This window comes from Mycobacterium sp. E3305, assembly GCF_001666785.1.
In the GTDB taxonomy this organism is placed as follows: Bacteria; Actinomycetota; Actinomycetes; order Mycobacteriales; family Mycobacteriaceae; genus Mycobacterium.
Genome location: NZ_LZJA01000209.1, coordinates 14,875 through 41,208, shown reverse-complemented (window position 1 = coordinate 41,208; position 26,334 = coordinate 14,875). Strand labels below are relative to the sequence as shown.

The following is a 26,334-nucleotide window of genomic DNA, read 5'->3' as shown; positions in this document are numbered from 1 at the left end:
GGCCATCCGCTGGCCGGCCAGGTAGGCGGCCACTTCGGCGGCCACGATGTGGCGCGCGGCGTGCACGTCGGACGCGGCGGCGTGCGCCGACGGCTCGTGCTGCACGCGGTCCACGTCGACGACCCACACACCGGGCAGGCCGGCGACCGCCGGATCCACGTCGCGCGGCATGCCCAGGTCGCAGATCACCAGCGGACGCGTCGACTCGTCGCGGCGGGCGGCGGCCAGCGCGTGGTGCACGTCGGCCAGCGTGATCACCGGGCTCACCGCGCCGGTGCAGCTGACCACGACGTCGGCGTCGGCGACCGCGTCGGCCAGCCGGTCGAGGGCCATCGCGTCGGCCTGCACACCGGATTCGCGGATCTTGCGGGCCAGCCGCTGCCCCCGGGACAACGACCGATTCAGGACGAGCACCCGCCGGACACCGGAGCGGGTCAGGTGGGCCGCGGCCAGGGCGCCCATCGCGCCGGCGCCGACCAGCGCGGCGGTCTTGCCCTCCAGGCCGCCCAGCCGGCGCTCGGCCATGTCGAGGGCGACCGACACCACCGAGGCGCCGGCCGCGTCGATCGCGGTCTCGGAATGCACCCGCTTGCCCACCGACAGCGCCCGTTGGGCCAGCTCGTGCAGCACCCGCCCGACGGTCCGATTGCCTTCCGCGGTGGCATACGCGCGGCGCACCTGGCCGAGCACCTGCTGCTCACCCACCACGGCGGAGTCCAGCCCGCTGGCCACCGCGAACAAGTGCTCGACGGCGGCCTCGCTGTACCGGACGTACGCGTATTTGGTCAGGTCCCCCATCGACATTCCGGAGTGATCCGACAGCACCTGCCCAATGGCCGCCAACCCGCCGTGGAACGCGTCCACCACTGCATAGACCTCGACCCGGTTGCATGTCGACAGCACCATCGCCTCGGTCACCAGCGGCGACTGCAACACTCGGTCGACGATCTTGCCCTGATCGGATTCGTCGATGCTGAGTTGTTCCAGGACGGAGACCGGCGCACTGCGGTGCGAAACCCCGAAGAGCAAGACGCTCACGGCAGCATCACCTGGCCAGCTCCCTTGCTTCCTCCAGTAACTGAACTGGTTTCCAAGGTAATCGTTTATCAGGTGGGCTACCAAATAATTGCCCGGTGGTCCTCATCTCCCCAGATCCGCGCGCAGCCGCGGCTCGTCGAGGTCCCAGTAGCTGTGCTCGCGGCCGTCGAGCAGGATCACGGGCAGCCGGTCACCGAATTCGGCCCGCAGCGCCGGGTTGCCGGCGGCCGCGGCGGCGTCGACGTCGGTCGTCGACAGGTCGAAGCCCAGCTCGGACGCCAGTTCCTCGAGCCGGTCGTGCACCCGCACGCAGAGGGTGCAGCCGTCGCGAGTCAGCAGTTCCACCTGCGGCCGTCGGGGGGCGTCGGTCATGGCCATCAGTCTGGCACCGGTGACTTGTGGGGACATCTGGCCGGCGTTACTTTCCGGTCATGGCCCTGCGAGTTGACCCGGCGGTGATGCAGAGTCACGCCGTTTCCACCGCCGGCGCGGCAGAGAACCTTTCGAGCCGCCTCGCTCAGCTGGACGATCAGGTGGGGCAGATGCTGGGCCGCTGGCAAGGCGCGTCCGGGACGGCGTATTCCTCCGCGTGGGAACTCTGGCATCGGGGCGCTCGCGAGGTTCAGCTGGGGCTGTCGATGTTGGCGCGCCTCGTGGGTGAGGCCGGCGAGGGCTATCAGGCCAACGAGGCCGGGTCCGCCGCGGCGGAGCGAGCGGTGCGCGGTGGCTGAGGCGTTTCGGGTGGATCCGCAGGCGTTGGCCGACTCGGTGCAGCGGATGGCCGACTTTCAGCGCTACGCCGAGGACATGATCACCGAAATCGATTCCCGCGTAACGCGTTTGCACACCACGTGGACGGGTGAGGCCGCGGCCGCGCACGCCGAGGCGCATCAGCACTGGGTGCGCGGCGAGGCGATGATGCGCGAGGCGCTGGCGCAGTTGAAGAAGGTGGCCGCGACCGCGCACGGCAACTACACCGGGGCGATGTCGACGAACCTCGGTATGTGGTCGTGACCAGATGGCGCCGCTGGCGTGTGACGCGACTGCGCTAGACCGCGCCGGTGCCACGGTGCTGGCCACCGGCGAGTCCATGGGATCGGTGATTTCGGCGTTGACGGCGGCGCTGGCCTGCAGCGCGGGCACGAGCTTCATGGCCACCGAGACCGCCGCGGGCGGCGGCACCATGGCAATGCTGTTGGCGGAGGCCACGCCAACACTCGACGATCAACGCGAGCAAAGCTCTCAGGAAGTCGACTCCGCCTACACCACAGATGCGAGCGGACATTGTCGAGTGTGCAGCTAGCTTCACGCTCGGCGCCGAGTGTGCGGCTAGCTTCACACTCGACAGCGCGGCATAGCCGAAGCCCCGCGGCACAACCGCCGGATAGGGTTGGATACCGGGACCCACTGGGTCGCCAGGCAACACAGCGATCTAGGAGGTTTGGCGATGACTTCCTCTGACCCCGTCGACGGAGACGTCAGTCGCGCTGACCTGGAGTCGCTGGCCGCCGACGCCAGCGCGGCCCGTGCGCTGGAGGACCTGCAAGCCGAAAAGGCCGCCACCGACGAGGACCGGCCCCAGCCGCCGATCGACCTGACCGCGGCCGCCTTCTTCGACGTCGACAACACCCTGGTGCAGGGCTCCTCGGCGGTGCACTTCGGCCGCGGGCTGGCCGCGCGCAACTACTTCACCTATCGCGATGTGCTCGGTTTCATCTATGCCCAGGCCAAATTCCAGGTCCTCGGCAAGGAGAACAGCAACGACGTCGCCGCCGGCCGTCGCAAAGCGCTCGCCTTCATCGAGGGCCGCTCGGTCGAACAGCTGGTGACGCTGGGCGAGGAGATCTACGACGAGATCATCGCGGACAAGATCTGGCCGGGCACTCGCGAGCTGACGCAGATGCACCTCGACGCGGGCCAGCAGGTGTGGCTGATCACCGCCACCCCTTACGAACTCGCGGCGACCATCGCGCGGCGGCTCGGCCTGACCGGCGCCCTGGGAACCGTCGCGGAGTCCGTCGACGGGGTGTTCACCGGCCGGCTCGTCGGCGACATCCTGCACGGGACCGGAAAGGCGCACGCCGTGCGGTCGCTGGCGATCCGGGAGGGCCTGAACCTCAAACGCTGCACGGCCTACTCCGACAGCTTCAACGACGTGCCCATGCTCTCGTTGGTGGGCACCGCCGTCGCGATCAACCCGGACGCACGCCTGCGCACACTGGCCCGCGAACGCGGTTGGGAGATCCGGGACTTTCGCACCGCCCGCAAGGCCGCCCGGATCGGGGTCCCGTCGGCGTTGGCGCTCGGTGCGGCCGGTGGTGCACTGGCCGCGGTGGCTTCCCGGCGGCAATCGCGCTGATAGGCTGCGCCGCTGAGACCTATTCGAGCGGAGAGCGACAGCGCTATGACAATCCCCAAGGGAGCCGAAGGGCTCATCGGCAGCCATTACCGGGCGCCGGATTACTTCCTCGTCGGCCGCGAGAAGATCCGGGAGTTCGCCCTCGCCATCAACAACGACCATCCGACGCACTTCAACGAGGCCGACGCCGCCGCGGCCGGATACGACGCGCTGGTAGCACCGCCCACGTTCCTCGCCATCGCGGGCCGGCGCGTGCAGCTGGAGATCTTCACCAAGTTCAGCATTCCGATCAACATCGCGCGGGTCATGCACCGCGACCAGAAATTCAAGTTCCACCGGCCGATCGTCGCAGGGGATAGGCTTTACTTCGACACCTATCTAGACTCGGTCATTGAGTCCCATGGCGCCGTGATCACCGAGATCCGTAGCGAGGTCACGGACGCCGAGGGCAAACCGGTCATCACCAGTACAGTCACGATGCTGGGGGAAGCCGCAAACAACGATGCCGACCACGAAGCAACCGTCGCGGCAGTCGCGTCCATATCAGCGGGAAAGTCCATATCAGCGGGAAAGTAGGTTCGAATCAATGACGTCACAGGGGGAAAGCGGTAGCACGCAACTGAAGCCGCCGGTCGAGAAGGTCCGGTCGCACTACGACAAATCGAACGAGTTCTTCAAGCTCTGGCTCGACCCGTCGATGACCTACAGCTGCGGCTATTTCGACGAGAATCCGGACCCCCAGAACCTGACCAAGACGCTGGAAGAGGCGCAGTACGCCAAGCGCAAGCTCGCGCTGGACAAGCTCAACCTCGAGCCAGGCATGACACTGCTCGACATCGGCTCCGGGTGGGGTTCGACGATGCGGCACGCGGTGGCCGAGTACGACGTCAACGTCATCGGCCTGACGCTCAGCGAAAACCAGTACGCCCACTGCGTGGCCGAGTTCGACAAGATGGACAGCCCCCGCCGCAAAGAGGTGCGGATCCAGGGCTGGGAGGAATTCCCCGGCGACGTACCGATCGACCGCATCGTGTCGCTGGGTGCGTTCGAGCACTTCGCCGACGGCGCCGGTGACGCCGGGTACGAGCGGTACGCCACCTTCTTCAAGAAGTACTACGACCTGCTGCCCGACGACGGCCGCATGCTGCTGCACTCGATCGTGGTGCCGTCCGCCGAAGAGGGCAAGAAGATGGGCTTGCAGGTGAACATGACCCTGCTGCGGTTCATCAGCTTCATCCTCAAGGAGATCTACCCGGGCGGGAAGCTGCCTCAGGTCGACCTGGTCGACAAGTACGCGACCGACGCCGGTTTCAAGATCGAGCGCCACCACTTCATCGGCAAGAACTACGTCCCGACGCTGACCGCCTGGGGCGACGCGCTCGAGGCGCACAAGGAAGAGGCGATCGCGCTGAAGGGGCAGGAGACCTACGACATCTACCTGAAGTACTTGCGCGGCTGCTCCGACCTGTTCCGCGACGGCTACACCAACGTCTGCCAGTTCACGATGGTCAAGTAATTCGCCCGAAAAACGCCCCGGAAGCCATTGGCTCCGGGGCGTTTTCGCGTCGGCACCAAGCCGGATAGCGAACCGGGCGGGGCCGGTAAACGAAAAGCGTCAGCCGAAGAAGATGTTGCGACGGCCGGCGAGCAACCGGTACAGCGTCTGCTGGATGGTCTCGCGCACCTGATCGGTCAACTCGAAGGTGACCATCGGGTCCTCGGCGTCGGACGCGGCGTAGTCGTTGGTGTAGATCGGCTCGCCGAACGCGATGCGCCACTTCGACGGCAGCGGCACCAGGCCCGCCGGCCCGGCCAGCGGAAACAGCGGCGTGATCGGGAAGTAGGGCAGCCCGAAGAGCCGCGCCAGCAGCTTCACGTCGGTCAGCATCGGGTAGATCTCTTCCGAGCCGATGATCGAGCACGGGATGATCGGCGCCTTGGTGCGCAGCGCCGCGGTGACGAATCCGCCGCGGCCGAACCGCTGCAACCGGTAACGGTCCTCGAAGCGCTTACCCAACCCCTTGTAGCCCTCGGGGAACACGGCGGTGAGTTCGCCGGCGGCGAGCAGCCGGTGCGCGTCCGTGGTGCAGGCCATGGTGTGGCCGGCCTTGCGGGCGGCTTCACCCACGACGGGCAGGTCGAACACCATGTCGGCGGCGAGCAGCCGCAGGTCGCGCTGCGCGGGGTGCTCGTCGTGGACGGCGACCGACAGCATCAACCCGTCGAACGGCAAGACCCCGGCGTGATTGGCCACCACCAGTGCGGCGCCCTCGCTGGGCAGGTTTTCGACACCGCTGACCTCCACCCGGAACCACGACCGGAAGAAGAACCTCAGCAACGGCCGCACGATCGCGCTGTTGAAGTGCGGATCGAAACCGAACTCGTCGACGGTGTAGTCGCCGGTGAGCCGCTGGCGCATGAACCCGGCCACTGCGGCCACGCGCTGGGCGAGGTCGTTGAGCGGCACCTCCGACGAGCCGGCGCCGGCCGCACGCCGATGCTCATCGATCTCGCGAACGACGGCGGCGATCTGCTCGGCCGACGCCCGACCATTCGGATCCGAGAGCAAGGAGGGATGCTGGCGGGCGGACTCCGCGCGCTGATCGGCTCTCCGGCGTGCTGCTACCCGACCCCGATTCGTATGCAGCGGAATAACATTCGCTCTGCTTTCACCCGCCACGATTCCTACCTGACCCCACCCCACGGAATTGGATTTCGGCTGCCCCAGCGCTGAGCTAGGGATATGGCGCGACCTTCCAAGGAGCGTACCCGATGCGGATCGATAATGGGAGTCATGCCGCGGCCGCGAACGTAGTCGTCGAAGGCCTCGGCGGTCGTCCATTTCGGCTGATAGCCCAGCTCCGTCCGCATCCGGGTGGTGTCCATGACGCGGCCGTAACTCAGGTAGGCGAACTGATCGCGGCTGATCTCGTTGTAACGGTTAGCCCGTCTCAACGAATCGAGCGCCCACACGCCAAAACCGGGCACTGGCAACGGAATCCGGCCGGCCCGGCGGATCGCTTGCGACAGCATGATGATGCCGTCGGCGCCGATGTTGAACGTGCCGGCCTTGCCGGCCATCGCCGCGCGATCCAGCGCGCCCAGCGCATCCTGCTCGTGGAGCAACTGCAGCCGCGCGTCGCGGCCGAACATCGTCGGCACCAACGGCCCGGCCAGGTACCGCGACAGCGTGGTGTCCATCGCGGGTCCGATCATGTTGGCCAGCCGCAGGATCGTCACCGCGATATCGGGCCGGCGACGCCCCAGTCCGCGGGCATAGGCCTCGATGTCCAGGCTGTCCTTCGCGAAACCGCCGCGCAAGGGCCGGCGGCTCGTGCTGTCCTCGGTGAACATCACCGGATCGTGCGCGCTGGACCCATACACCTCAGACGTCGACTTGAGCACCACGCGCCGCACCGAGGGCGCCTTCTGACAGGCGGCGAACAGCTGCATCGCACCCATCACGTTGATTTCCTTCAACGCCGCGGTGCCCCCGGACCGCGGGGCGTACGACGCCGCGGCCGCGTGCACCACGGTGTCCACCTCGCCGTTGCGAATCACTTTGGCGATGAACGGGTTACGGATGTCGGCGCGGACGAACTCCGCGCGCCCCATCCGGCGGAGCATGTCCTTGCTGGGCGCGATCGCGTCCACGGCGATGACCGCGTTGATCATCGGGTTCTGCGCGAGCCGGGCCGTCAGGTAGCCGCCCAGGAACCGGCACGCACCGGTGACCAGCACCACCTTGGGGTAGTGCACCGTGTTGCTCGCGGTGTCGCCGGTTCCGGCGCCATCCCCACTCGACTGATCCACCCAAACAGCCTATCGACTCGGCAGAGACCGCAGCGGATGCCGCGGGCGGGCCTACTTGCCGAGTTTTCTGCGCTGCACCCGAGTGCGGCGCAACAACTTGCGGTGCTTCTTCTTCGACATGCGCTTGCGCCGCTTCTTGATTACTGAACCCATGAACTCCGCTATCTGACCCGTGACCTGTTTGCAGGATTGACCCGGACACTTTACCCGGCGGGACGCACCGAACACCAAACGGCGTCGGCGACCACCGAGCGAAGAGCGAAGTGCGGTTTCGGGTCAGCCCGCGTCGAAGTAAGACGTCTCCAGCATGTCGTGCACCGCCTTGGCGTGCACCCGGAAAGACCGCCCGACCCGGACCGCGGGCAGCTCGCCGTTGTGCACCAGCCGGTACACCGTCATCTTGGAGACCCGCATCAACGCGGCCACTTCGGCGACGGTCAAGAATTGTGTCCTGCCCTGCTGGCCCTCGCCGGAACCGGTGTCCCGCTTACCAGCAGAATCGCGCGCCGATGGCCCGTTCGTAGACGTCATCGCAACCCAATCGTGTCAGGCACCCGCAATGCCAGCGGCTTCCCCTCCGCTGGCACCCACACGTGCATACAAAGAGGAGAATAGCGGGACTAATGGGGTTACTGGTACTGGTGGGGGACAATCAGTTCAAATTTCTTGGATTACTCCGATGTAATTCTTAGCTGCTCAGAGCGCGTTTTGGCGGCCTGAACGGCCGCGTCGACGGCCGTCCGCAGGCCGCCCCGTTCCAGTTCCCGCAGCCCCGCGGCGGTCGTGCCGCCGGGTGAGGTGATGGTCGCCCGCAGCTGCGTCGCCGTGGCGTCCACGCGCAGCCCCGGGGTCTCGCCCTCCCCCGGCCGCCCGTCGGCGTCCATCCGTTCCAGCAGCATGGCCGCGGATCCGGCCATCGTCTGCGCCGTCAGGTCGGTGGCCACCTCCCGGCTCAGCCCGGCGGCCACCCCAGCGTCGATCAGCGCCTCGACCATCAAGAAGAAGTAGGCCGGGCCTGACCCCGACAGCGCGGTCACGGCGTCCATCTGGGCCTCGGGCACGGTCAGCACGCCACCGACGGAGTCGAACAGGGCCGATACCCCCTCGAGTTGCGGGGCGGTGACGAACCGGCCCGTGGCCAGCGCGGTCACCCCCGCGCCGACGAGCGCCGCCGCGTTGGGCATCGCCCGGACCACCGGTGTCCCGGCGGGCAGCTTCGATTCGAAATACGAGATGCCGATGCCCGCCGCGACGGTGACGAACACCTGCTCGGCGGTGTCGCTCTCGGACGCCGCCGCGGCCCGGGACAGCTCCGCCAGCACCGGCTCCACGTCGGTGGGCTTCACCGCGACCACCACGAAGGACGCGTTCTCCGCCGCGTCGGCCACCGAGGTGATCAACACCGAATAGGTGTCGGCCAGGTACTGGGCGCGCTCGGGCACGCGTTCGGCCACCACCAGGTCTTTGACCTGCCGGCCCGCGCGCAGCAGACCCGACAGCAGTGCCTCCCCGATGCTGCCGCCACCGATGATCGCGATTCTTGCCATGCCCGACAGCATCGCAGACACCGGCGTCTAACCAGCGGCAGGGACCAGCGCCAGTTGACGGGCTTGCACCACGAGGCGGCCCAGGCTGTCGACGACGGTGTGGTCCTCGTCGAACCAGTCGTGCCCGATCTCCGTGCAGGTCGCGATGATTCGCAGCCACCCGTCGGCGGGCAGCCCGCGCAGGAAGGCGGTCAGTTGGACGGTGGGCGCCCAGCCGGTGCGTTCCACGGCGAAGGTCACCGGCGCCGACAGATCCCCGCACATCAGCGCGAACAGGGCGTCCGGGGCGACGTCGCGGGGGCGCGCCCACATCTGGATCACCGGCGGGCCCCCGTCGGCCGTCGGACCCAGCGTCGACAGCACCGGTCGGACGTCGCAGCCCTCGCCGAGGTGCACCAGGCCGGCCAGCGGGTGGCCCGGCCCGATCGGGGCGATGTCGTCGGGCGGCTCGGGCGCCATCAGGTCCACCACCGGGTTGGCCGACAGCAGGGGCTTGGCGTCACCGTCGGGCGGAAAGTGTTCGGGCTCGCCGAGGTTGACTACGGCGTGCACGGCGGTCCGATCACCCTGGGTGAGCTCGACGTCGACGACGCTGATGCGGCGGCCGCGCTTGCGGATCGACGTCACCAGGTGCATCGGCCCCGGATCCGGGGCCCACAGGAAGCTCGCCGACACCGCGACCGGCTGCTGAACCGGTTCGAACTCGCTCGACGGCCCACCGCAGGCGGTGCGGGCGGCATTGGCGCAGAGCGCCAGCATGGCGCCGCCGTGCACCTTGGGACCGATGGTCCAGTGCTTGTCGAGCTCGCCCTCGAAGACGCCGGGGCCGACCTCCCGCAATGCCATCGCGGTGGTGAATAACGCGTTCATGGTCTCCTGGGTCTGTCAGCGCAGCAGGTGCGTGCGGGCGAACTGCAGCGATTCGGCGAGCATGCTCTCGCGCTCATTGGCTGAACGCGCGCTGGACGTGGAAACTTCCAGGATGACGTGGCCGGCGAAGTGGCTGCCGGCCAGCATCTGGCACACCTCGGCGGTGGGCTGGGTGCCGCGCCCGGGCACCAGGTGCTCGTCGGCGGGCAGGCCGCTGCCGTCGCACAGGTGCAGGTGCACCAATCCGCCGCCCATCCGCTGTGCCATGTCCAGCGAGTCGCTGCCCGCGGTCGCGGTGTGGGACAAGTCCAGCGTGTAGTGGGCGTGGTTGCCGTCCAGCGGGTCGTAGGAGGGTGCGAACGCCGAGATCGCCGGGCCGGGGCCGCCGCCCCGCCTGCGCATCCGCTCCAGCGATTGGCCCGAGCCGAAGAACCGGTCCGCCCGGAACGGGAACATGTTCTCCACCGCGATCAGCACGTCACTCGAGGCTTCCAGCTCGGCGACCTGGTCGCTGAACCCCTCGGCGTAGCGCCGCTGCCAGCGAAACGGCGGATGCACGACGACGGTCTGCGCGCCGAGTTGTTCGGCGGCCCGCACGCTGCGGTCCAGCTTGGGGATCGGGTTGGCGCCCCACACCCGCTGCGAGATCAGCAGGCAGGGCGCGTGCACGGACAGCACCGGGACGCGATAGCGCCGGGACAGCTTTTCGATGGCGTCGATGTCCTGGCTGACCGACTCGGCCCACACCATCAGCTCGACGCCGTCGTACCCGAGCCGCGCGGCGTACTCGAACGCGGCCTCGGCCCGCAATGGGTACACCGAAGCCGTTGAGAGTCCGACTTTGATAGCTGGGCGCAACGGTCTGTGTGGTCCCCGGTCCGCCTAGCCCGACTGCAACGACAGCGCCAACGGGCCCAGGGTGATCAGCGCCCCCACCGCGACCGCGATCAATGTGCTCGCGATGTCCTCGGTCTTGCGCACCACCCGGACGCCGACGACCAGGCCGAGGATCACCAGCACCGAGAGCACCAGCGCCACGATGCTGTTCCAGCGCCACAGCTCGTCGAAGGCGACGAACAGGCCGGCGCCGAAGGCCACGGCCAGGATCGACTGGAAGACGACCAGGCTGCCGCGCCACAACGCCTCGAACCTGCCCGGGCCCGCGTGGGCGTCGGTCGCCGTGGCCACCCCCTCGGTCGCGCCGTCGGGGTGGTCCTCGTCGCGCTCCTCGTGCGGCAACAAGCCGGCGGCGAACGGGTCCTCCGCGTCCTCTTCGTCCTCGTCGGCCTCGGTCTGCAGGTAGGAGCGCACATAGGCGGAATCCTCCAGCGCGGGCTCGGCGTCGCGGACCTCCGAATCCATCACGTCCACCGGCAGATCGGTGTAGTGGTCCAGCGGATCGGGATTCATGTCCTCGGCGCCCGATTGCCCGATGCCGTTGGTCTCCCCCGCCTCGCCGTGGCTCAGCGGGCGCGGGTACGCGCTGCGCTCGGGGCCGGAGGCCTTCTTGGGCTGAGACGGCGACTTGGGCCAACGCGGCTCGGGCTGCGACCAGTACGCGGCCGCGGGCTTGTCTTCGGTTTGCTGCTCGGCCTCGGTTTCCTCGGCGGCCGGCCGTTCGGCCGTGCGCGGGTCCTCGTCGTCGTCACGGATGATCGGGATCTCACCGGTCAGCTCGGCGACGGTGACCGCGTCGCTATCGCCGCGCCGCCTGCGCCTGCGCCGCGTGACCGCGGGGGCGCCGATGGTTCCGTTCCTGGCCAGAAGTTCGGCCACCGAGATCGGCCGAGTGCCGGGGCTCTCGGTCTCGGAGTGTGGTCCGGTCATGCTTTGTCGCCTCTCGATCGGTTGCCGTCCCGATCACCTGCCTGGCCTCCAGCATCGCGCACGGATCGCTTCATGAGGGGCGTTCCGTCGGCTTCGCTGTCGAGTTTGCGCAAGATGAGACCTTCCCGTAACGCCCACGGGCAGATATCCACCGATTCGATCGACAGCGCTCGCATACTCGCCTCCGCCACCAGCGCACCCGCCACGATCTGTGGCGCGCGCTCGGCGCTCACCCCTTCCAGTTCTGCCCGGTCAGCGGTCGTCATCCTAGAGATGAAAGATATGAGTTGCCTGAGGCCGTTTGCTGTGAGCGTCCTCTTCACCCGCGGTCCTGCAGCCGACGGCGCCGCGCCCGTCAGCCGCGCGAGCGAGCGAAACGTCTTCGACGTCGCCACCGCCAGGTCGGGCGCGCCGGCGTCGAGCACCTGCTCGCTGGCCTCGGCGAGCTCGGCGTCCAGCCAGTCCCGCAGCATCCCGACCCTGCGCCGCCCGGGCGGGTCGTCGGGTAGCCATTCGCGGGTCAGCCGGCCGGCGCCCAGCGGCAAAGACAGCGCCACCTCGGGCTCCTCGTCGACGCCGCTGGACATCTCGAGCGAGCCGCCGCCGATGTCGAGGTTGATGATCCGCCCCGCGCTCCAGCCGTACCACCGGCGCACCGCCAGGAAGGTCAGCCGCGACTCGTCGACCCCGCTGAGCGCCTCCAGCTCGACGCCGGTTTCCTTGCGGACGCGGGCGAGCACGTCGTCGGAGTTCACCGCGTCGCGCAGCGCCGAGGTGGCGAACGCCATCAGCTCGGCGCACCCGGAGCTGTCCGCGATCTTGGCGAACTCGTCGATCGTGGAGATCAGCTTCTCGGCGCCGCGCTTGGTGATCTTGCCCGAGCTGTCGATCGACTCGGCCAATCGCAGCGTGGCCTTCGTCGAACTCATGGGCGTGGGATGCCCGCCACGGTGCGCATCAACCACCAAGAGGTGAACCGTGTTGCTGCCCACGTCGAGCACGCCCAATCGCACGGGAAACAACCTAGTCGGATACGGGTGGGCCGCGCGTTGCGGCCCGCTGGGGACGTTGCCGATCTTGATCCGTCGGGCCCCGAGTGTCAGCGGGCCGAAGAGCCGGTTTTGTCGACTAACGTGGACGCCGTGGCGAATTCCTACCCTGAGCCGGGACACGAGGTCGAACTGGACTTCGCCCGCGAGTGGGTGGAGTTCTATGACCCGGACAACCCCGAGCACCTGATCGCGGCCGACCTCACCTGGCTGCTGTCGCGGTGGACTTGCGTGTTCGGCACGCCCGCCTGCCACGGCACGGTGGCGGGCCGCCCGGACGACGGCTGCTGCTCGCACGGGGCGTTCCTGTCCGACGACGACGACCGCGCCCGGCTCGACGACGCCGTGCAGCAGCTGACCGACGAGGACTGGCAATTCCGCGAAAAGGGCTTGGGCCGCAAGGGGTATCTGGAGCTCGACGAGCACGACGGGCAGCCGCAGTACCGCACGCGCAAACACAAGGACGCCTGCATCTTCCTGAACCGGCCCGGCTTCCCCGGCGGCGTCGGATGCGCCCTGCACAGCAAGGCCCTCAAGCTCGGCGTCGCGCCGCTGACCATGAAGCCCGACGTCTGCTGGCAGCTGCCTATCCGGCGCAGCCAGGAGTGGGTGACCCGGCCCGACGGGACCGAGATACTCAAGACCTGGGTCACCGAATACGACCGCCGCGGTTGGGGTTCCGGCGGCGCCGACCTGCACTGGTACTGCACCGGCGACCCCGGCGCCCACGTCGGCGCCAAGCAGGTGTGGGAGAGCATGGCCGACGAGCTCACCGAGCTGCTCGGCGCCAAGGCCTACGCGGAGCTGGCGGCGATGTGCAAGCGCCGCGGCAAGTTGGGGCTCATCGCGGTGCATCCGGCTACTCGGCTCGCCGAGTAGCACCAGTCTTGTTGTAGGACAAGAGCATTCGCTGCGCGCTGGCGTGCAGGTACGCCTCGACCGCCGCGGCGGCCCCCGCCTCGTCGCCCGCCAGCACGGCCTCGGTGATCGCGCTGAGGCCGGCCACCACGGGCGCGGCGTCGTCGTAGGCGGCGGTCAGTTCGTGCTCCCGGCCGCCGAAAGCGTCCTCGACCCAGCGATACAGCAACACCAGCGCACGGTTGCGGCTGTGCTGGATGAGCGTCCGAAAGTAGGCGAGGTCGGCCGCCTGGCGCGCCTGGACGCTATCGGCGTCGCGGACCGCCGCCAACGCGGCGCGCAGCGCCTCGGCATCCTCGGGCGCGCCCCGTCGCGCGGCCGACCGGCCGATCAACGGCCCCAAGGCGGCCCGGATCTCGAACAGTTCCACGAGGAACTCCGGCCCCAGCTTGCGGACCAACGCCTCGACGACCGCGGGGTGGGTGAGCCCGTGCGGGTCGGCGACCACGTTGCCGCTGCCGTGCCGGGTCTCGATCAGCCCCATCTCCTGCAGCCGGGCCAGGCCTTGGCGCAGCGACGTGCGGTTGACACCGAGCTGTTCGGCCAGGTCCCGCTCGGGCGGCAGGGCCGTACCCGGCGGAAACGCGCCGTCGAGGATCGCGTCGGTGATCGACGCGGCGATCTGTTCATCGACGCGCTGGCGGTCGGGCGGGCGCAGCGGACTTGACTGGTTCATTGGCTCAACCAATATAGTGGACGCATCCACGGAAGGTGAGCAATGGACGGCGACACGCGATTGGCGGCGGCCCCACGCTGGCGCGGCAAGGCCGGCCGCCTGGAGGTCTGGTACGCCACCCTCTCGGATCCGGCGACGCGCGCCGGGCTGTGGGTGCACTGCGAGACGGTCGCCCCGCTCCGGGGCGACGCCTACGCGCACGGCTGGGCCACCTGGTTCCCCGCCGACGGCCCGCCCCGCACCGAGCGGTTCGGTCCCGCGCCCGCCCAGCCCCCGTCCGGCCCCTGGTGGTTCGACGCCGCGGGCGCGCGGGTGGGCGACAAACAGCTGACCGGGCGCGCCGGCTCGCTCGCCTGGGACCTGTCCTGGGCCGAAACGGGCGCACCGCTGTGGACGTTTCCCCGCGCGGCCTGGGACCGCGAGCTGCTGCCGGGCGCCCAGGTCGTCCTCGCCCCCACCGCCGACTTCGCCGGCTCGCTCACCGTGGCCGACACCGCCTTGCGCCTCGAGGGGTGGCGCGGCGGGGTCGCCCACATCTACGGGCACGGCAACGCCAAGCGCTGGGGATGGGTGCACGCCGACCTCGGCAACGGCGATGTGGTGGAGGCGGTCAGCGCCGTCTCGCACAAGCCGGGGTTGCGCAGGCTGGCCCCGCTGGCGTTCGTCCGGTTTCGCATCGACGGAAGGGATTGGCCCGCAGGTCCATTGCCGTCACTGCGGATGCGGACCACCCTCGGCGTGGCGCACTGGCAGCTGGAGGGACGCATCGGCGGCCGGCGGGTGCTCATCCGGATCGACCAGCCGGCGGAGAAGTGCGTGAGCCTGGAATACACCGACCCCGACGGCGGCAGGGCGGTGTGCACGAACACCGAACAAGCCGACGTCCACATCGAGATCGACGACCGGCAATGGTCGGTGCTGGGCACCGGGCACGCCGAGGTGGGCCTGCGCGGCGATGCGGCGCCGGATGTCAACGAAAGGATCCCGACATGAGCTTTCTGCTCGACCCACCACTGCTGTTCGCCTCCGGCGTGCTCATTGAGCGGCGGCTGCCCGCCGACCAGCGCGACGTTGCGGAGGCCGCCACCCTGGGCGTCTTCTTCGGCGGGTCATTCGGGCTCTACAACAACGTGCCCGGCCTCGGGGTGCTGTGGCGCCCCTTCCGCGCCCGCAACGGCCGCGACTTCATGTGGAACAGCGGCATTTTCCGCGTGGACACCGCCAAGGCGGAGTGGCCCCTGCACGCTGCGGCGGGCGCCATCTTCGCCACCTACCCGTTCTTCATCAAGCTGGGCCGCCGCCTCGCGCGGCTGATATGAGCCTGGTCGGCTCGTTCGGCACCGCGCTGCTGCCCGAGGAACTCGGCGGCCCGGCGGCCTCCGAGCTGACGCAGCGCGTCGAGCGCTACCTGCGGCAGCTGCCGACGACGTCACGGGTGGCGGCGCGTGCCGGGCTGCTCACGCTGGCCGCGGCCAGCTACGTCACCACCGGCCGGTCGATGTCGCGGCTCGGCCCCGACCGACGCGAGCAGGTGCTGCGCCGGGTCGCCGCGCTCAGTCCGGACGCCGGCGCGGCCGTCGAGGCATTGAAGGCGATCGCGTTGCTGGCCAACGGCGCGGAAACCTATGCGCCCGAGCTTCTTTCGCACGCGAGCCAGCACGGGACGGCACGGCCAGATTCGGCGTTGAACATCGCCTCGTCGGCCGAGAGCCGCTCCGTCGTCACCGCCGACGCGGTGATCGTGGGGTCCGGCGCCGGCGGCGCGATGGTGGCCCGCTCCCTGGCGCGGGCCGGACTGGACGTCGTCGTCCTCGAGGAGGGACGCCGCTGGACCGTCGGGGAATTCCGGACCACCCATCCGATCGATCGCTATGCCGGGCTGTACCGCGGGGCCGGCGCCACCGTCGCCCTGGGGCGCCCGTCGGTGGTGCTGCCCATCGGCCGGGTGGTCGGCGGCACCACGGTGGTGAATTCCGGCACCTGCTACCGCCCGCCGCCGGCGGTGCAGCGGCGCTGGCGCGACGACTTCGGGCTCACCCTGGCCGATCCCGACCGGCTGGGCGAGCGCCTCGACGACGTCGAGCGCACGCTGCAGGTCGCCCCGGTGCCGCTGGAGATCATGGGCCGCAACGGCCGGCTGCTGCTGGACGCCGCCGCCACGCTGGGCTGGCGGGCGGCGCCCATTCCGCGCAACGCACCGGGCTGCGAAGGGTGCTGCCAGTGCGCGATCGGGTGCCCGCGCAACGCCAAGTTCGGCGTGCACCTCAACGCGCTGCCGCAGGCGTGCGCGGCGGGCGCGCGGATCATCTCCGAGGCCCGCGTCGAGCGGGTGCTGCACCGGCGCGGGCGCGCCCGCGGCGTGCGGGCCCGCCGGCCCGACGGCACGGCACTGGACGTCCTGGCCGACACCGTCATCGTGGCGGCCGGCGCCACCGAGACGCCGGGATTGTTGCGGCGCAGCGCTTTCGGCTCGCACCCGCGACTCGGCCGCAACCTGGCGCTGCATCCCGCGACGATGCTCGCGGGGCGCTTCGAGGACGACGTCGTCGCCTGGCACGGGGTGCTGCAAAGCGCCGCGGTACACGAGCTGCACGAGTCGCACGGCGTGCTGATCGAGGCCACGTCCACCCCGCCCGGAATGGGCTCGATGGTGTATCCCGGCTACGGCGCCGAGCTGCTCGGCTGGCTGGACGCCGCGCCCCGGGTGGCCACGTTCGGCGCCATGGTGGCCGACCGCGGTGTCGGGTCGGTGTCCACGGTGCGCGGTGAGACGCTGGTGCGCTACAACATCGCCCCCACCGACGTCGGCAAGCTCGTGGTGGCGATCGAGGCGATGGGCCGGCTGTTGTTCGCCGCCGGCGCGACCGAGGTGCTCACCGGTCTGCCCGGCGCGATGACGGTGACGTCGCTGCCCGCCCTGCGGGATGCGTTGCGGCGCAGCGATCCCCGAAGCCTGCACCTGGCCGCCTTCCACCCGACCGGCACGGCCGCCGCGGGCGCCGACGATCAGTTGTGCCCGGTCGACGAGGCGGGGCGGTTGCGCGGCGTGGACGGCGTGTGGGTGGCCGACGCCTCGATCCTGCCGAGCTGCCCGGAGGTCAACCCGCAGGTGTCGATCATGGCGCTGGCGCTGGGCGTGGCCGACGAGGTGATGGGTGCCCGGTGATCGTCGCCATCAACGCCGGCCGAAACGTACGCCCGGGCCGGGCGGCGTCGACGCGGGCGTCCGGTAGAGCACGCGGAGCCGCCCTCGCCTCCGGGGCGTTCGTCGTCCAGGCCGCGGGCACCGACAGCGGACCGAGTGAATCCGCGTCACCCATCCCGGCGGACGGGGCACCGACCCCGCACGCCGGGTGAAACGGCCATGCGGGCCGCGCGTTTGGGTCTGTCGGCATGTCCCTCATCCGGCGCCGGAAAGCGTTTGGGCCCAATCCAATAGCCCATCCACGTCGAGCTGGGGCTCAATCCCGGCGGTACCCGCGAGCCCCGGCGCGGCCAGCGGAGCCCCCAATGCGCCGGTCGGGCTGGGTATCGGCGTGACCGTGGCGATGCTGACGGTGCCGAAGACGTTGGTGATGGACGCGCCCGCGGGGCCGGCGATGGCGGTGGCCGTGTTGCCGATGGTCTGGACCGCGACCTGTTCCGCCCCGACGACGGGGAGTGTGGCGGAGCCGTTGACGAGGGTGACCAGGACCTCCTGGAACGATCCCGGGGTCAGGACGAGCGGGCTGGACCCGGCGGTGACGTCGACGCCGCCAGGGACCAGAACACCACCCTCGGAACAGTCGATCAGCGTGTGAATTGTGCTGCCGGGGTTGACGATAACGGATCCGAAGCTGATGAGGTTGGTGCCGGAGCCCGTGATGGTGATCGAGCCGCTGTTGAGGTACATGCCCGTGTTGGTGCCGATGGCGATGGTGCTGCCCGGTGGGGCGGTGACCGTTTCGCCTGGCGCGACGGGCGTGGCGGCGGTGGCGGTGTGCATCGTGGCATTGGCCGAAGCCAGCTGCCGGGTGGCGTTGCCGGTGGCCTGCGCCGCCAGCGTCTGGGCGCCCTGCCCGGCCGGGTTCGTGGTCCGCGGCGGCTCGTCGAACGGGGTCAGCCTGCTGGCGATCTCGCAGGCGGCGGAATAGCCGTACATCGCGCTGGCGTCTTCGACCCACATCTGCAGGTATTGAGCCTCGGTGGCCGCGATCGCCGGGGTGTTCTGACCGAAGAAGTTGGTCGCGATCAGCGCCAGCAATTGCGCCCGGTTGGCAGCGATCACCGGCGGCGGCACGGTCATCGCAAACGCCGCCTCGTACGCGGCCGCCGCCGCGTAGGCCTGCACGCCGGTCTGCGCGGCCTGCGCGGCGGCGCTGGACAGCCACTGCACGTAGGGTGTGGCCGCCGCCGTCATCAGCAGCGACGACGGGCCGGACCATGCCTGGCCGGTCAGACCCGCCAGCTCGGTCGCGTAGCCGGCCGCGGTGGATTCCAGCTGCGCGGCCAACGCTTCCCAACCCGCCGCGGCCGCGAGCATCGGCCCCGCCCCGGGCCCGGAGTACATCAGCCCGGAGTTGATCTCCGGAGGCAGCGACGCAAAGTCCATGTCGGCAGTCCTCTCCGCGGCGGGCGGGCCCGATTTTCAACAGCCATAGAATAATTTTTCAACGGCGATAGAATAACGTGCCTGGCGGTCGAGTACCAGCAAATGTCGTAAACGGCGCGTGACAATCAGGCCGCAGGCGGCCGCCGCGAAATGCCCGGGAAGCTAGGCGGTTACGTCTGCGGATCCGGCGCGGCCGCGTGCCGCGGCTGGTGCAGCAGCGCACGAACCAGCGGGCGCGGCCCGACGGACCGAAGCATCTGGCTGGCCGGGCGGACCCGGACCCGCTTCGGCCACCAGAACCAGCGGCCCATCAGCGTCATGATCGACGGCGTGATCAGCGTCCGAACGACGAAGGTGTCGAACATCAGACCGATACCGATCGTCGTACCGAACTGACCGATCGCCCGCAGATCGCTGGAGAGCATCGCGGCCATGGTCACGGCGAACACCACACCGGCCGCGGACACCACCGGGCCCGTCACGCCGACGCCGCGGATGAGTCCGGTGTTCAGGCCGGCCCCGATCTCCTCCTCGATCCGCGACACCAGCATCAGGTTGTAATCAGACCCCACCGCCAAGAGCACGATCAGCGCGAATTCCGTTGCCACCCAGTGCAACTGGAAGTAGCCCAGATGCTGCCAGATCAGCGTCGAGAATCCGAACGCCGCTCCCAGCGACAGCACGATCGTGCCGACGATGACGCCCGCCGCGACCAGAGCGCGGGTGACGATCACCATGATGATGAAGATCAGCACGATCGACGCCACCGCGGCGATCAGCAGGTCATACCAGGCGCCGGTGGCGATGTCGTTGAATGTCGCGGCGGTGCCGCCGAGGTAGATGTCGGCGTTCTCCAGCGAGGTGAGCTTCAGCGCCTCCTTGGCCGCGTTGCGCTCTTGCTCGACGGACTTGATGCCTTCCGCGGTTGCCGGGTCCAGGGAGTGAGTGATGATGAAGCGCGCGGCCTTTCCGTCGGGCGACACCATCAGGCTCAACCCGAACTGGAAATCGGAGTTCTGGAAGATCTCCGGCGGCAGGTAAAACAGGCTCTCCACCCGAGCGTCGTTGAACGACTTACCCATCACAGCATTGGTGTCGGTGAGCCGGTCGAACTGGTCGATCAGACTGTCGAACGAGCTGTAAATGGTCAGCGTCGTATCCCGGATCGCCTTCGACACGGCGATGTTCTCCGGAATGATCGCCAACAATTCGCGCGTGGCCGCGGCCGTGTTGGTGAGATCGCCGGTGAGGGCGTGGAACTTCTCGGCGAGCTGATCAAACCCGTCCAAGGCGTCGAACAGGCTACGCAGCGACCAGCACATCGGGATGTCGTAGCAGTGCCTCTCCCAGTAGAAGTAGCTGCGGATCGGTCGCCAGAAGTCGTCGAAATCGGCGATGTGGTCGCGAATTTCGTCGGTGATGGCGGCGGTCTCCGCCGTGGTTTTTGCGCTGTCGTCCGTCGCGTTGGCGAGCTTCTGGGTGATCGCGTACTGGCGTTCCAGCAGGGAGATCTGGGTGTCGAGGAACCCGGTGATCTTCTTGATGTCGCCGACGCGGTCTCTCAGGTAGTTGAGGTTGTCACGGATCGGCGCGGTTTGCACGCTGAGCTGGAACGGAATTGACCCGTCTTCGATCGGTGGGCCGAGCGGTCGGGTGATGCTCTGCACCCGTTCGATGCCCGGCACCCGGAAGATGGCACCGGCAACCTTGTCCAGCACCAGCATGTCTCGGGGATTGCGCAGATCGTGGTCCGATTCGATCATCAGCAGGTCCGGGTTGAGACGGGCCTGGGTGAAGTGCCGGTCGGCCGCGTCGTAGGCCTGCACCGAGGCGGCGCTATGCGGCAGGTAGTAGAGGTCGTTGTAGCGCGGGGTGAAGCCCGCGAGACCAAGGGCGCCAACGATCGCAAGAATGACGGAAATGGCGAGGATGGGCGCCGGCCAGCGCACGATGGCCGTCGCCAGGCGGCGCCACCGGGTGTAGTTGAACTTGCGCTTGGGGTCCAGAAGACCGAAGCCACTGGCGACCGCGATGAGAGCGGGCGTCAGCGTGACCCCGGCCGCCACCACCACCAGCAGACCGATCGCGCACGGGAACGCCAGCGAACTGAAGTAAGGCAGCCGGGTGAACTTCAAGCAGGCCAGCGCCCCAACAATGGTCAGACCCGAGCCCAGGACCACCTTGCTGACACCGGCGAAGGTGTCGTAATAGGCGGCTTCCCGGTCCAGACCGCGTTCACGGCCCTCCTGGTAGCGGCCCACCATGAAAATCGCGTAATCGGTACCCGCCGCGATCGCGAGTGAGGTCAGCAGGTTCACGGCGAAGGTCGACAACCCCATGACGCCGGTTTCGCCCAGCAGCGACACCACGCCGCGGCCGGACAGCAGCCCAATGAAGAGGATGAACATGGTCAGCAACACGGTGCCGATGGACCGGTAAACGAACATCAGCATGATCGCGATGATGACGACCGTGATGATGGTGATCTTGGCCAGGCTCTTGTCACCGACAACGATCACGTCGGCGGTCAGCGCTCCCTGGCCCGCGACGTAGGCCTTGACGCCGGCGGGCGGCGTGGAGTCCGCGACGATCTTGCGCACCGCGGCAACGGATTCGTCGCCGACCGCCCCTCCCTGATCGCCTTTGAGGTTGACCTGGACGTAGGCGGCCTTATGGTCGTAGCTCTCCACACCTGAGGACGTGAAGCGCTGTCCCCAGAAGTTCAGCGCGTGCTCGACGTGTTCGTGGTCGGCCTGGATCTTTTTGACTAGGTCGTCGTAGAACCGGTGCGCGTCCGGGCCGAGCGGTTTATCACCGACCAGGGTGACCAGGACGAGGTTGTCGGAGTCGTACTCCTTGAACTTCTCGCCGATGTGCTTCATCCCGGTGACCGACGGTGCGTCGGACGGCGAGAGCGGAACGGAGATCTCCTCGGCAACCTTCTCCAACTGTGGGACGAAGACGTTGACGCCGACCGCGATCAGCACCCAGCAGACGACGATCGGCAGCGCCAGGACGCGGACGGCGCGGGCGATACGCGGCTTGTGCTCGACTTCGGTGCGTTGTGCGACGGGTATTTCGTCGGTGTCGCTGGTGTTGTCGGTCATGCGGACTTGTCCAGGCAGGAGACCTGCGCATTGCGCGTCTCGGCTTGCCGTTGATCGACCAACTTGCCGTCGACCGTGATCCGGCAGCCGATGGAGGGGCTGTCACCTTGCGCGACGACGTAGGCGAAGATGCCGGGCATCTGGGCGACGATCGTCGTCGACCACGGCAACGTGGTGAAGTTGGCCTTCTGCGGTTGCGCGTCGGCATCCATCCAGTTGACGACGCCGGTGGTCCCGGCTGGCCCCAGGATTTCGTAGACGGCGGTCTTGGCGGCGTAGGGCGGGGTCGCGTCCCGCGGATCGGGCTTGGGCAGGCCGGGTCCCGGGAAAACGCCGTTGAGGCGGTCCACCGCGACGCCGCCGATGATCACCGCCACCACCACGACCACGGGAACCCATGCCCGCTTGAGAAGCGTCAACACCGTTCCCCCCGATCACGGTCGACCAATGGGCTGATGCTAAGACAGTTCACCCGTTCGAGCATTTCGTCGCGCGCCACGGCTACCCCGAACGTCATGGCTGCCGAATTAATTCCTTCGGCTGCGCCGACGTGTTCGGGGCCACGTCGCCGCCCGGGCCGTGACCACACCGCTCGCCGAAAGCCGCCTTGGGCCACTCGCCGCCGCCGGCCGGCATCACGGGCCTGGAATGGCCTGCGCCGCAGGACATTTCGCTGCCGGATGCCGATCCGGCGCCTATTGGCCTGCCGCGCCGTCGAATTCATCGTGATCGCCGCGACGGTCATGTCGAACCGCGCCGCGATCGACATCCGCCGACGACCGAGTTAGTTTGAAAAACTAATTCGCTGGCACCGGCGATTTCCGGTTGAATTGCGCACTTGGCATTTCTGCGAAATGCGGAAACGGGCAGCCATTGAGCGCCCCCGGCGCGTACCCTGACGACATGGCTACCAAGGTCAGGACCTGCGTGCATTGCGGCCACACGTTCGATCCCAACGACCGACCGCGCGACTTGTCCGACCCGGACTGGCTTCCGGCCGCTTCAATTTATTGTTCGCATGAATGCAGTGACCAGTTCCATTGCGAAATGTCGCATTGCTGCTCGACCCGTGCGAAAAAGAAGGGTCAGCGCGAGGGCGCCAGGGCGGCGCGATAATCCGCGCTTTACCCGCCGGATCGGATAAGGTGTGACCGCCCAGCTAGCAACTGTCGTCTGCGGGAGCAACCGATGGAGTTAACGACAATTCTGTGCAACCACGCCGAGGCGCAGAACAACTTGTTGTACGTCATGGGCGGCGGCGTAGACCGGGCGGTCATTCCGGCGGGACGCTCAGGGCCCTTCACGGTTTCGTTGGCCCTCGGAATCATCGCGGAGGTCCCGTGGACCGCTACCAACGAAGAGCACACCGTCACCGTCGACCTGGCGGACGAGGACGGCCATCCGGTCGAGGTCGACAAGGGATTCGGCGAGCGGGAACCGTTCCGGGCGCATTTTCGATTCAACGTTGGCCGACGGCGCGATGTTGAGGACGGCGAAACCCAGTCGGTGGCGTTCGCGGTCAATATGCCCGTGCTTCAGTTGGAGAAGCTGGGGACGTACGTCTTCACCGTCACAATCGACGACGACGCCCGGCGCCGTCTGCATTACCGGTTGGTCGGCCAGACGGACGTGACCATCACGACGAACGAACCAACCAGCCGCGGACCACTCATCCCCAGGGTCTAGCCCTCCAGCTTGTAGCCCAGTCCCCGCACGGTGACCAGGTGGACCGGGTTGGCCGGGTCGGCTTCGATCTTGGACCGCAGACGCTTGACGTGGACGTCGAGCGTCTTGGTGTCGCCGACGTAGTCGGCGCCCCACACCCGATCGATCAACTGCCCGCGGGTCAGCACCCGCCCGCTGTTGCGCATCAGGTACTCGAGCAGGTCAAACTCCTTGAGCGGCAGCGTGATCGTGTCACCGTTGACCGAGACGACGTGGCGCTCGACGTCCATCCGCACCGGCCCGGACTCGAGCACACCGTCGCTGATCTCGGAGTCGTCGTCACCGCCGCGGCGGAGCACCGCGCGAATCCGGGCGATCAACTCGCGCGCCGAATACGGCTTGGTCACGTAGTCGTCGGCGCCGAGTTCCAGCCCGACGACCTTGTCGATCTCGCTGTCCCGCGCGGTCACCATGATCACCGGCACGCTGGAACGAGCACGCAGCTGCTTGCACACGTCGGTCCCCGACATGCCGGGCAGCATCAAGTCGAGCAGCACGATGTCGGCGCCGCCACGGTCGAACTCGGCCAGTGCGGCCTGTCCATCCGTCACGACGGTGGCCTCGAAGCCCTCCTTGCGCAACAGGAATGCCAGCGGATCGGCCAGCGACTCCTCGTCCTCCACGATCAGCACACTGGTCATCAGCGCGACTCCTCCTCATCGCTTTGCTCTGCATCGTCGTACGCGCGGGTCATCTACTCAGTTCTTCCTCTCGTTGTGACCTGTTGGGCCGCACGTCGCGACCCTGCGGTTGCTCGGGTTCTTCGTCGTTGTCCTTGTAGGCCGGAATCGACAGCGTGAACGTGGAACCGGTGCCCGGCTTGCTCCACACCCCGATGCTGCCGTTGTGATTGGCCGCGACATGTTTGACGATGGCCAGGCCCAGCCCGCTGCCGCCGGTGGCGCGCGAACGTGCCTTGTCCCCCCGGAAGAACCGCTCGAAGACCCGCTCCTGATCCTCCAGCGCGATCCCGATGCCCCGGTCGGTCACGGCGATCTCGATGTTGTCGCCACGGCGGCGGCGGCTGATCGAGACCGGTGAACCGGGTGGCGAATAGGCGATCGCGTTGGACACCAGGTTGGCCAGCGCGGTGACCAGAAGCGTCTCGTCGCCCAGCACCCGTAGGCCGCTGGGCGCGTCGGTGCGAACCTCGATCTGGGCGTTGTCGGCGGCCACCTTGTGCCGTGAAATCGCCTCGGACACAACGGTATCCACGTCGACCTCGGTCACGTTGGGCAACCGTTCGGCACCCTGCAGCCGGGACAGCTCGATCAGCTCGGCGACCATGTCCCCCAGCCGGTTGGCTTCGACGAGCACCCGCTCGGCAAACCGGCGAACGGTTTCAGAGTCGTCCGAGGACGCCAACAGCGCCTCGGCGAGCAGGGCCATGGCGCCCACCGGGGTCTTGAGCTCGTGGCTGACGTTGGCCACAAAGTCGCGCCTGGTCGCCTCCATGCGCGCGTAGTCGGACTGGTCGTGGGCGAACACCACGGCGAACCGCCGGTCTTCCTCGCTGAGCAACCGCGCCTGGCCGTGCACGGACAGGCCGGACCGGCCGGCCGCCCGTTTGGCCGGCCGCAGGTCGAACTCCACGTCGACGCCGCCGAGCGCCTGCTGCGCCGCTTCCCACGCCTGGTCGTCGAGCTGGCGGTCGCGCACCAGGCCCAGCTCCCTGGCCCGATCGTTGAGGTAGACGACGTCGCGGTGAGAATCGACGACCGCCACCCCGAGCGGCATCAGCGCGACGATGCGTTGCAGCATTTGCGCGACCGTTATCCCGGTCCACTCGGTGCTGACCCGCTGCCTGCGATGAGCGGCTTTCGGCGACAGCCGGGTCCCGGCTGCCACACCTATGGCCAGCCCCAGCACGGACAAGACCCCGGCCAGCAACAGCGCCGAGAACACAGTCACATAGCAAATCCTACAAATCTTCGGAAACGCTGCCCTAGCGGAACGAGGCCAAAATCGGACAAGTCACACTTTTCGCTTCAGGTGTTCCACTCCCGTTAACGCGATGTTCGGCAAACAGGCCTTTGAAACTCGCTTTGGGCCGGTGGCCGGTTTTACCGGCGCCCCTGGCTGGCAACCGCCGCGGCGCCCGCGGCGGCGGCCTCCGGGTCGAGGTAGGTGCCGCCCGCGACCACCGGCCGCAGGTCGGCGTCGAGGTCGTAGCGCAGCGGAATCCCGGTCGGGATGTTCAGCCCGACGACGTCGTCGTCGGACATCTGGTCGAGGTACTTCACCAGGGCCCGCAGCGAGTTGCCGTGCGCGACGATCAGCACCGTCTTGCCACTGCGCAGGTCCGGGACGATGACGTCGGTGAAATACGGCAGGAAACGCACGACCACGTCGGCCAGGCATTCGGTCAGCGGGCCGCCCCCGATGTCGGCGTAGCGGGGGTCGGTGTCCTGGCTGAACTGGCTGCCCTTCTCGATCGGTGGCGGCGGCGTGTCGTAGCTGCGCCGCCAGGTCATGAACTGCTCCTCGCCGTAGCGGTCCTTGGTCTCCGCCTTGTTGAGGCCCTGCAGCGCCCCGTAGTGCCGTTCGTTGAGCCGCCAGCTGCGCCGCACCGGAATCCACAACCGGTCGGCGGCGTCGAGGGCCAGGTGCGCGGTGGTGATCGCGCGGCGCAGCAGCGACGTGTAAAGGACGTCGGGCAACAGGTTCTGCTCGGCCAGCAGCTCGCCGCTGCGCACCGCCTCGGCCCGGCCCTTCTCGGTCAGGTCCACGTCGACCCATCCGGTGAACTGGTTGCTTGCGTTCCATTCGCTCTCGCCGTGGCGGAGCAGCACCAACGTGCCGGTATCTCCCATG

The 26,334-nt window shown here is 68.4% G+C and carries 29 protein-coding genes and 1 pseudogene; 11 read left to right on the top strand and 19 right to left on the bottom strand.

What is annotated here, in order from left to right; translation table 11 throughout:
- Together A5701_RS19960 and A5701_RS19955 are read right to left on the bottom strand one after the other, a co-directional pair.
- Positions 1 to 1,038 (bottom strand): glutamyl-tRNA reductase (locus A5701_RS19960; RefSeq protein ID WP_067757721.1); only part of this gene is annotated, 1,038 nt, incomplete at its 3' end.
- 7 nt (positions 1,039 to 1,045) lie between these two features.
- Positions 1,046 to 1,410, bottom strand: a pseudogene (locus A5701_RS19955) (glutaredoxin family protein).
- A gap of 59 nt (positions 1,411 to 1,469) precedes the next feature.
- Here A5701_RS19955 and A5701_RS19950 point away from each other — a divergent pair.
- From A5701_RS19950 to A5701_RS19925, 6 genes are all read left to right on the top strand, one after another.
- Positions 1,470 to 1,769, top strand: a complete 300-nt coding sequence (locus tag A5701_RS19950; RefSeq protein WP_067757718.1) for a WXG100 family type VII secretion target — start codon at positions 1,470 to 1,472, stop codon at positions 1,767 to 1,769.
- Entirely contained in the window at positions 1,762 to 2,052 is a 291-nt protein-coding gene (locus A5701_RS19945) for a WXG100 family type VII secretion target (RefSeq protein WP_067757715.1), read from the top strand. The genes A5701_RS19950 and A5701_RS19945 overlap by 8 nt, the downstream gene beginning before the upstream one ends.
- Positions 2,053 to 2,056: 4 nt before the next feature.
- The gene (locus A5701_RS29215; protein WP_067757712.1) at positions 2,057 to 2,341 is read left to right on the top strand and encodes a hypothetical protein; all 285 of its coding nucleotides are present in this window, start codon (positions 2,057 to 2,059) and stop codon (positions 2,339 to 2,341) included.
- 144 nt (positions 2,342 to 2,485) lie between these two features.
- Positions 2,486 to 3,397, top strand: coding sequence for an HAD family phosphatase (locus tag A5701_RS19935; RefSeq protein ID WP_067757709.1), 912 nt, complete (start codon positions 2,486 to 2,488; stop codon positions 3,395 to 3,397).
- Between the two features lie 45 nt (positions 3,398 to 3,442).
- Positions 3,443 to 3,973 (top strand): MaoC family dehydratase N-terminal domain-containing protein, encoded by a 531-nt coding sequence (locus A5701_RS19930; protein WP_067757706.1) that lies wholly within the window; start codon positions 3,443 to 3,445, stop codon positions 3,971 to 3,973.
- A 10-nt stretch (positions 3,974 to 3,983) separates the two neighbouring features.
- Positions 3,984 to 4,913 carry a cyclopropane mycolic acid synthase family methyltransferase gene (locus A5701_RS19925; protein WP_067757703.1) on the top strand — a complete coding sequence of 310 codons (930 nt, stop codon included), beginning with the start codon at positions 3,984 to 3,986 and terminating at the stop codon, positions 4,911 to 4,913.
- A 99-nt stretch (positions 4,914 to 5,012) separates the two neighbouring features.
- Here A5701_RS19925 and A5701_RS19920 read toward each other — a convergent pair whose 3' ends face one another.
- The 9 genes from A5701_RS19920 to A5701_RS19885 form a co-directional block, all read right to left on the bottom strand.
- Positions 5,013 to 6,101, bottom strand: a complete 1,089-nt coding sequence (locus tag A5701_RS19920; RefSeq protein WP_197499036.1) for a lysophospholipid acyltransferase family protein — start codon at positions 6,099 to 6,101, stop codon at positions 5,013 to 5,015.
- On the bottom strand, positions 6,083 to 7,210 hold the full coding sequence (locus A5701_RS19915; RefSeq protein WP_067757697.1) for an SDR family oxidoreductase: 1,128 nt from the start codon (positions 7,208 to 7,210) through the stop codon (positions 6,083 to 6,085). The genes A5701_RS19920 and A5701_RS19915 overlap by 19 nt, the downstream gene beginning before the upstream one ends.
- Before the next feature lie 51 nt (positions 7,211 to 7,261).
- Entirely contained in the window at positions 7,262 to 7,363 is a 102-nt protein-coding gene (locus A5701_RS27655; protein WP_003402602.1) for a 30S ribosomal protein bS22, read from the bottom strand.
- A 123-nt stretch (positions 7,364 to 7,486) separates the two neighbouring features.
- Positions 7,487 to 7,741 (bottom strand): cell division/environmental response transcriptional regulator, encoded by a 255-nt coding sequence (locus tag A5701_RS19910; RefSeq protein WP_046185670.1) that lies wholly within the window; start codon positions 7,739 to 7,741, stop codon positions 7,487 to 7,489.
- Positions 7,742 to 7,881: 140 nt separating this feature from the next.
- On the bottom strand, positions 7,882 to 8,757 hold the full coding sequence (gene proC / locus A5701_RS19905) for a pyrroline-5-carboxylate reductase (RefSeq protein ID WP_197499035.1): 876 nt from the start codon (positions 8,755 to 8,757) through the stop codon (positions 7,882 to 7,884).
- Between the two features lie 27 nt (positions 8,758 to 8,784).
- The gene (locus tag A5701_RS19900; protein WP_067757691.1) at positions 8,785 to 9,627 is read right to left on the bottom strand and encodes a thioesterase family protein; all 843 of its coding nucleotides are present in this window, start codon (positions 9,625 to 9,627) and stop codon (positions 8,785 to 8,787) included.
- Positions 9,628 to 9,642: 15 nt separating this feature from the next.
- Positions 9,643 to 10,485 (bottom strand): sugar phosphate isomerase/epimerase, encoded by an 843-nt coding sequence (locus A5701_RS19895; protein WP_067757688.1) that lies wholly within the window; start codon positions 10,483 to 10,485, stop codon positions 9,643 to 9,645.
- A 24-nt stretch (positions 10,486 to 10,509) separates the two neighbouring features.
- Positions 10,510 to 11,454 (bottom strand): hypothetical protein, encoded by a 945-nt coding sequence (locus tag A5701_RS19890; protein WP_067757685.1) that lies wholly within the window; start codon positions 11,452 to 11,454, stop codon positions 10,510 to 10,512.
- Positions 11,451 to 12,467 (bottom strand): Ppx/GppA phosphatase family protein, encoded by a 1,017-nt coding sequence (locus A5701_RS19885; RefSeq protein ID WP_067306251.1) that lies wholly within the window; start codon positions 12,465 to 12,467, stop codon positions 11,451 to 11,453. Before A5701_RS19885 ends, A5701_RS19890 begins: the two co-directional genes overlap by 4 nt.
- A gap of 120 nt (positions 12,468 to 12,587) precedes the next feature.
- Here A5701_RS19885 and A5701_RS19880 point away from each other — a divergent pair, with 120 nt between their 5' ends.
- Complete coding sequence (locus tag A5701_RS19880; RefSeq protein ID WP_067757682.1) at positions 12,588 to 13,382, top strand: hypothetical protein; 795 nt, start codon at positions 12,588 to 12,590, stop codon at positions 13,380 to 13,382.
- Here the strand turns inward: A5701_RS19880 and A5701_RS19875 are convergent.
- Positions 13,363 to 14,097 carry a FadR/GntR family transcriptional regulator gene (locus A5701_RS19875; protein ID WP_067757678.1) on the bottom strand — a complete coding sequence of 245 codons (735 nt, stop codon included), beginning with the start codon at positions 14,095 to 14,097 and terminating at the stop codon, positions 13,363 to 13,365. The two genes, A5701_RS19880 and A5701_RS19875, sit on opposite strands and share 20 nt — an antisense overlap.
- 42 nt (positions 14,098 to 14,139) lie before the next feature.
- Between A5701_RS19875 and A5701_RS19870 the strand changes: the two genes are divergently transcribed.
- Genes A5701_RS19870 through A5701_RS19860 form a run of 3 tightly spaced genes read left to right on the top strand, consistent with a single transcriptional unit; the run spans position 14,140 to position 17,263 of the window.
- On the top strand, positions 14,140 to 15,090 hold the full coding sequence (locus A5701_RS19870) for a hypothetical protein (protein WP_067757674.1): 951 nt from the start codon (positions 14,140 to 14,142) through the stop codon (positions 15,088 to 15,090).
- Complete coding sequence (locus tag A5701_RS19865; RefSeq protein WP_067757671.1) at positions 15,087 to 15,416, top strand: hypothetical protein; 330 nt, start codon at positions 15,087 to 15,089, stop codon at positions 15,414 to 15,416. Before A5701_RS19870 ends, A5701_RS19865 begins: the two co-directional genes overlap by 4 nt.
- Positions 15,413 to 17,263, top strand: coding sequence for a GMC family oxidoreductase (locus A5701_RS19860; protein ID WP_067757668.1), 1,851 nt, complete (start codon positions 15,413 to 15,415; stop codon positions 17,261 to 17,263). The genes A5701_RS19865 and A5701_RS19860 overlap by 4 nt, the downstream gene beginning before the upstream one ends.
- On the opposite strand, the gene A5701_RS29380 is transcribed toward A5701_RS19860, so the two are convergent.
- The 4 genes from A5701_RS29380 to A5701_RS19845 all read right to left on the bottom strand — a co-directional run bounded on the left by A5701_RS29380 (position 17,214) and on the right by A5701_RS19845 (position 22,214).
- A complete protein-coding gene (locus A5701_RS29380) occupies positions 17,214 to 17,417 on the bottom strand; it encodes a hypothetical protein (RefSeq protein ID WP_368664926.1) in 204 nt (67 codons plus the stop codon). The genes A5701_RS19860 and A5701_RS29380 overlap by 50 nt on opposite strands.
- 80 nt (positions 17,418 to 17,497) lie before the next feature.
- Positions 17,498 to 18,688: a PPE family protein gene (locus A5701_RS29210; protein WP_067757665.1), complete on the bottom strand. Its 1,191-nt coding sequence runs from the start codon at positions 18,686 to 18,688 to the stop codon at positions 17,498 to 17,500.
- 170 nt (positions 18,689 to 18,858) lie between these two features.
- Entirely contained in the window at positions 18,859 to 21,795 is a 2,937-nt protein-coding gene (locus A5701_RS19850; RefSeq protein ID WP_067757662.1) for an RND family transporter, read from the bottom strand.
- Complete coding sequence (locus A5701_RS19845) at positions 21,792 to 22,214, bottom strand: MmpS family transport accessory protein (RefSeq protein ID WP_197499033.1); 423 nt, start codon at positions 22,212 to 22,214, stop codon at positions 21,792 to 21,794. The genes A5701_RS19850 and A5701_RS19845 overlap by 4 nt, the downstream gene beginning before the upstream one ends.
- A 769-nt stretch (positions 22,215 to 22,983) precedes the next feature.
- Between A5701_RS19845 and A5701_RS19840 the strand changes: the two genes are divergently transcribed.
- Positions 22,984 to 23,481: a hypothetical protein gene (locus tag A5701_RS19840; RefSeq protein ID WP_067757656.1), complete on the top strand. Its 498-nt coding sequence runs from the start codon at positions 22,984 to 22,986 to the stop codon at positions 23,479 to 23,481.
- On the opposite strand, the gene regX is transcribed toward A5701_RS19840, so the two are convergent.
- The 3 genes from regX to A5701_RS19825 all read right to left on the bottom strand — a co-directional run bounded on the left by regX (position 23,478) and on the right by A5701_RS19825 (position 26,333).
- On the bottom strand, positions 23,478 to 24,161 hold the full coding sequence (gene regX, locus A5701_RS19835) for a two-component sensory transduction protein RegX (RefSeq protein ID WP_007167631.1): 684 nt from the start codon (positions 24,159 to 24,161) through the stop codon (positions 23,478 to 23,480). The genes A5701_RS19840 and regX overlap by 4 nt on opposite strands.
- A gap of 49 nt (positions 24,162 to 24,210) precedes the next feature.
- Positions 24,211 to 25,431 carry a cell wall metabolism sensor histidine kinase WalK gene (locus A5701_RS19830; protein WP_156670177.1) on the bottom strand — a complete coding sequence of 407 codons (1,221 nt, stop codon included), beginning with the start codon at positions 25,429 to 25,431 and terminating at the stop codon, positions 24,211 to 24,213.
- A gap of 152 nt (positions 25,432 to 25,583) precedes the next feature.
- Positions 25,584 to 26,333, bottom strand: a complete 750-nt coding sequence (locus A5701_RS19825) for a phosphoglyceromutase (RefSeq protein WP_067757650.1) — start codon at positions 26,331 to 26,333, stop codon at positions 25,584 to 25,586.
- Between the last annotated feature and the right edge of the window lies 1 nt (position 26,334).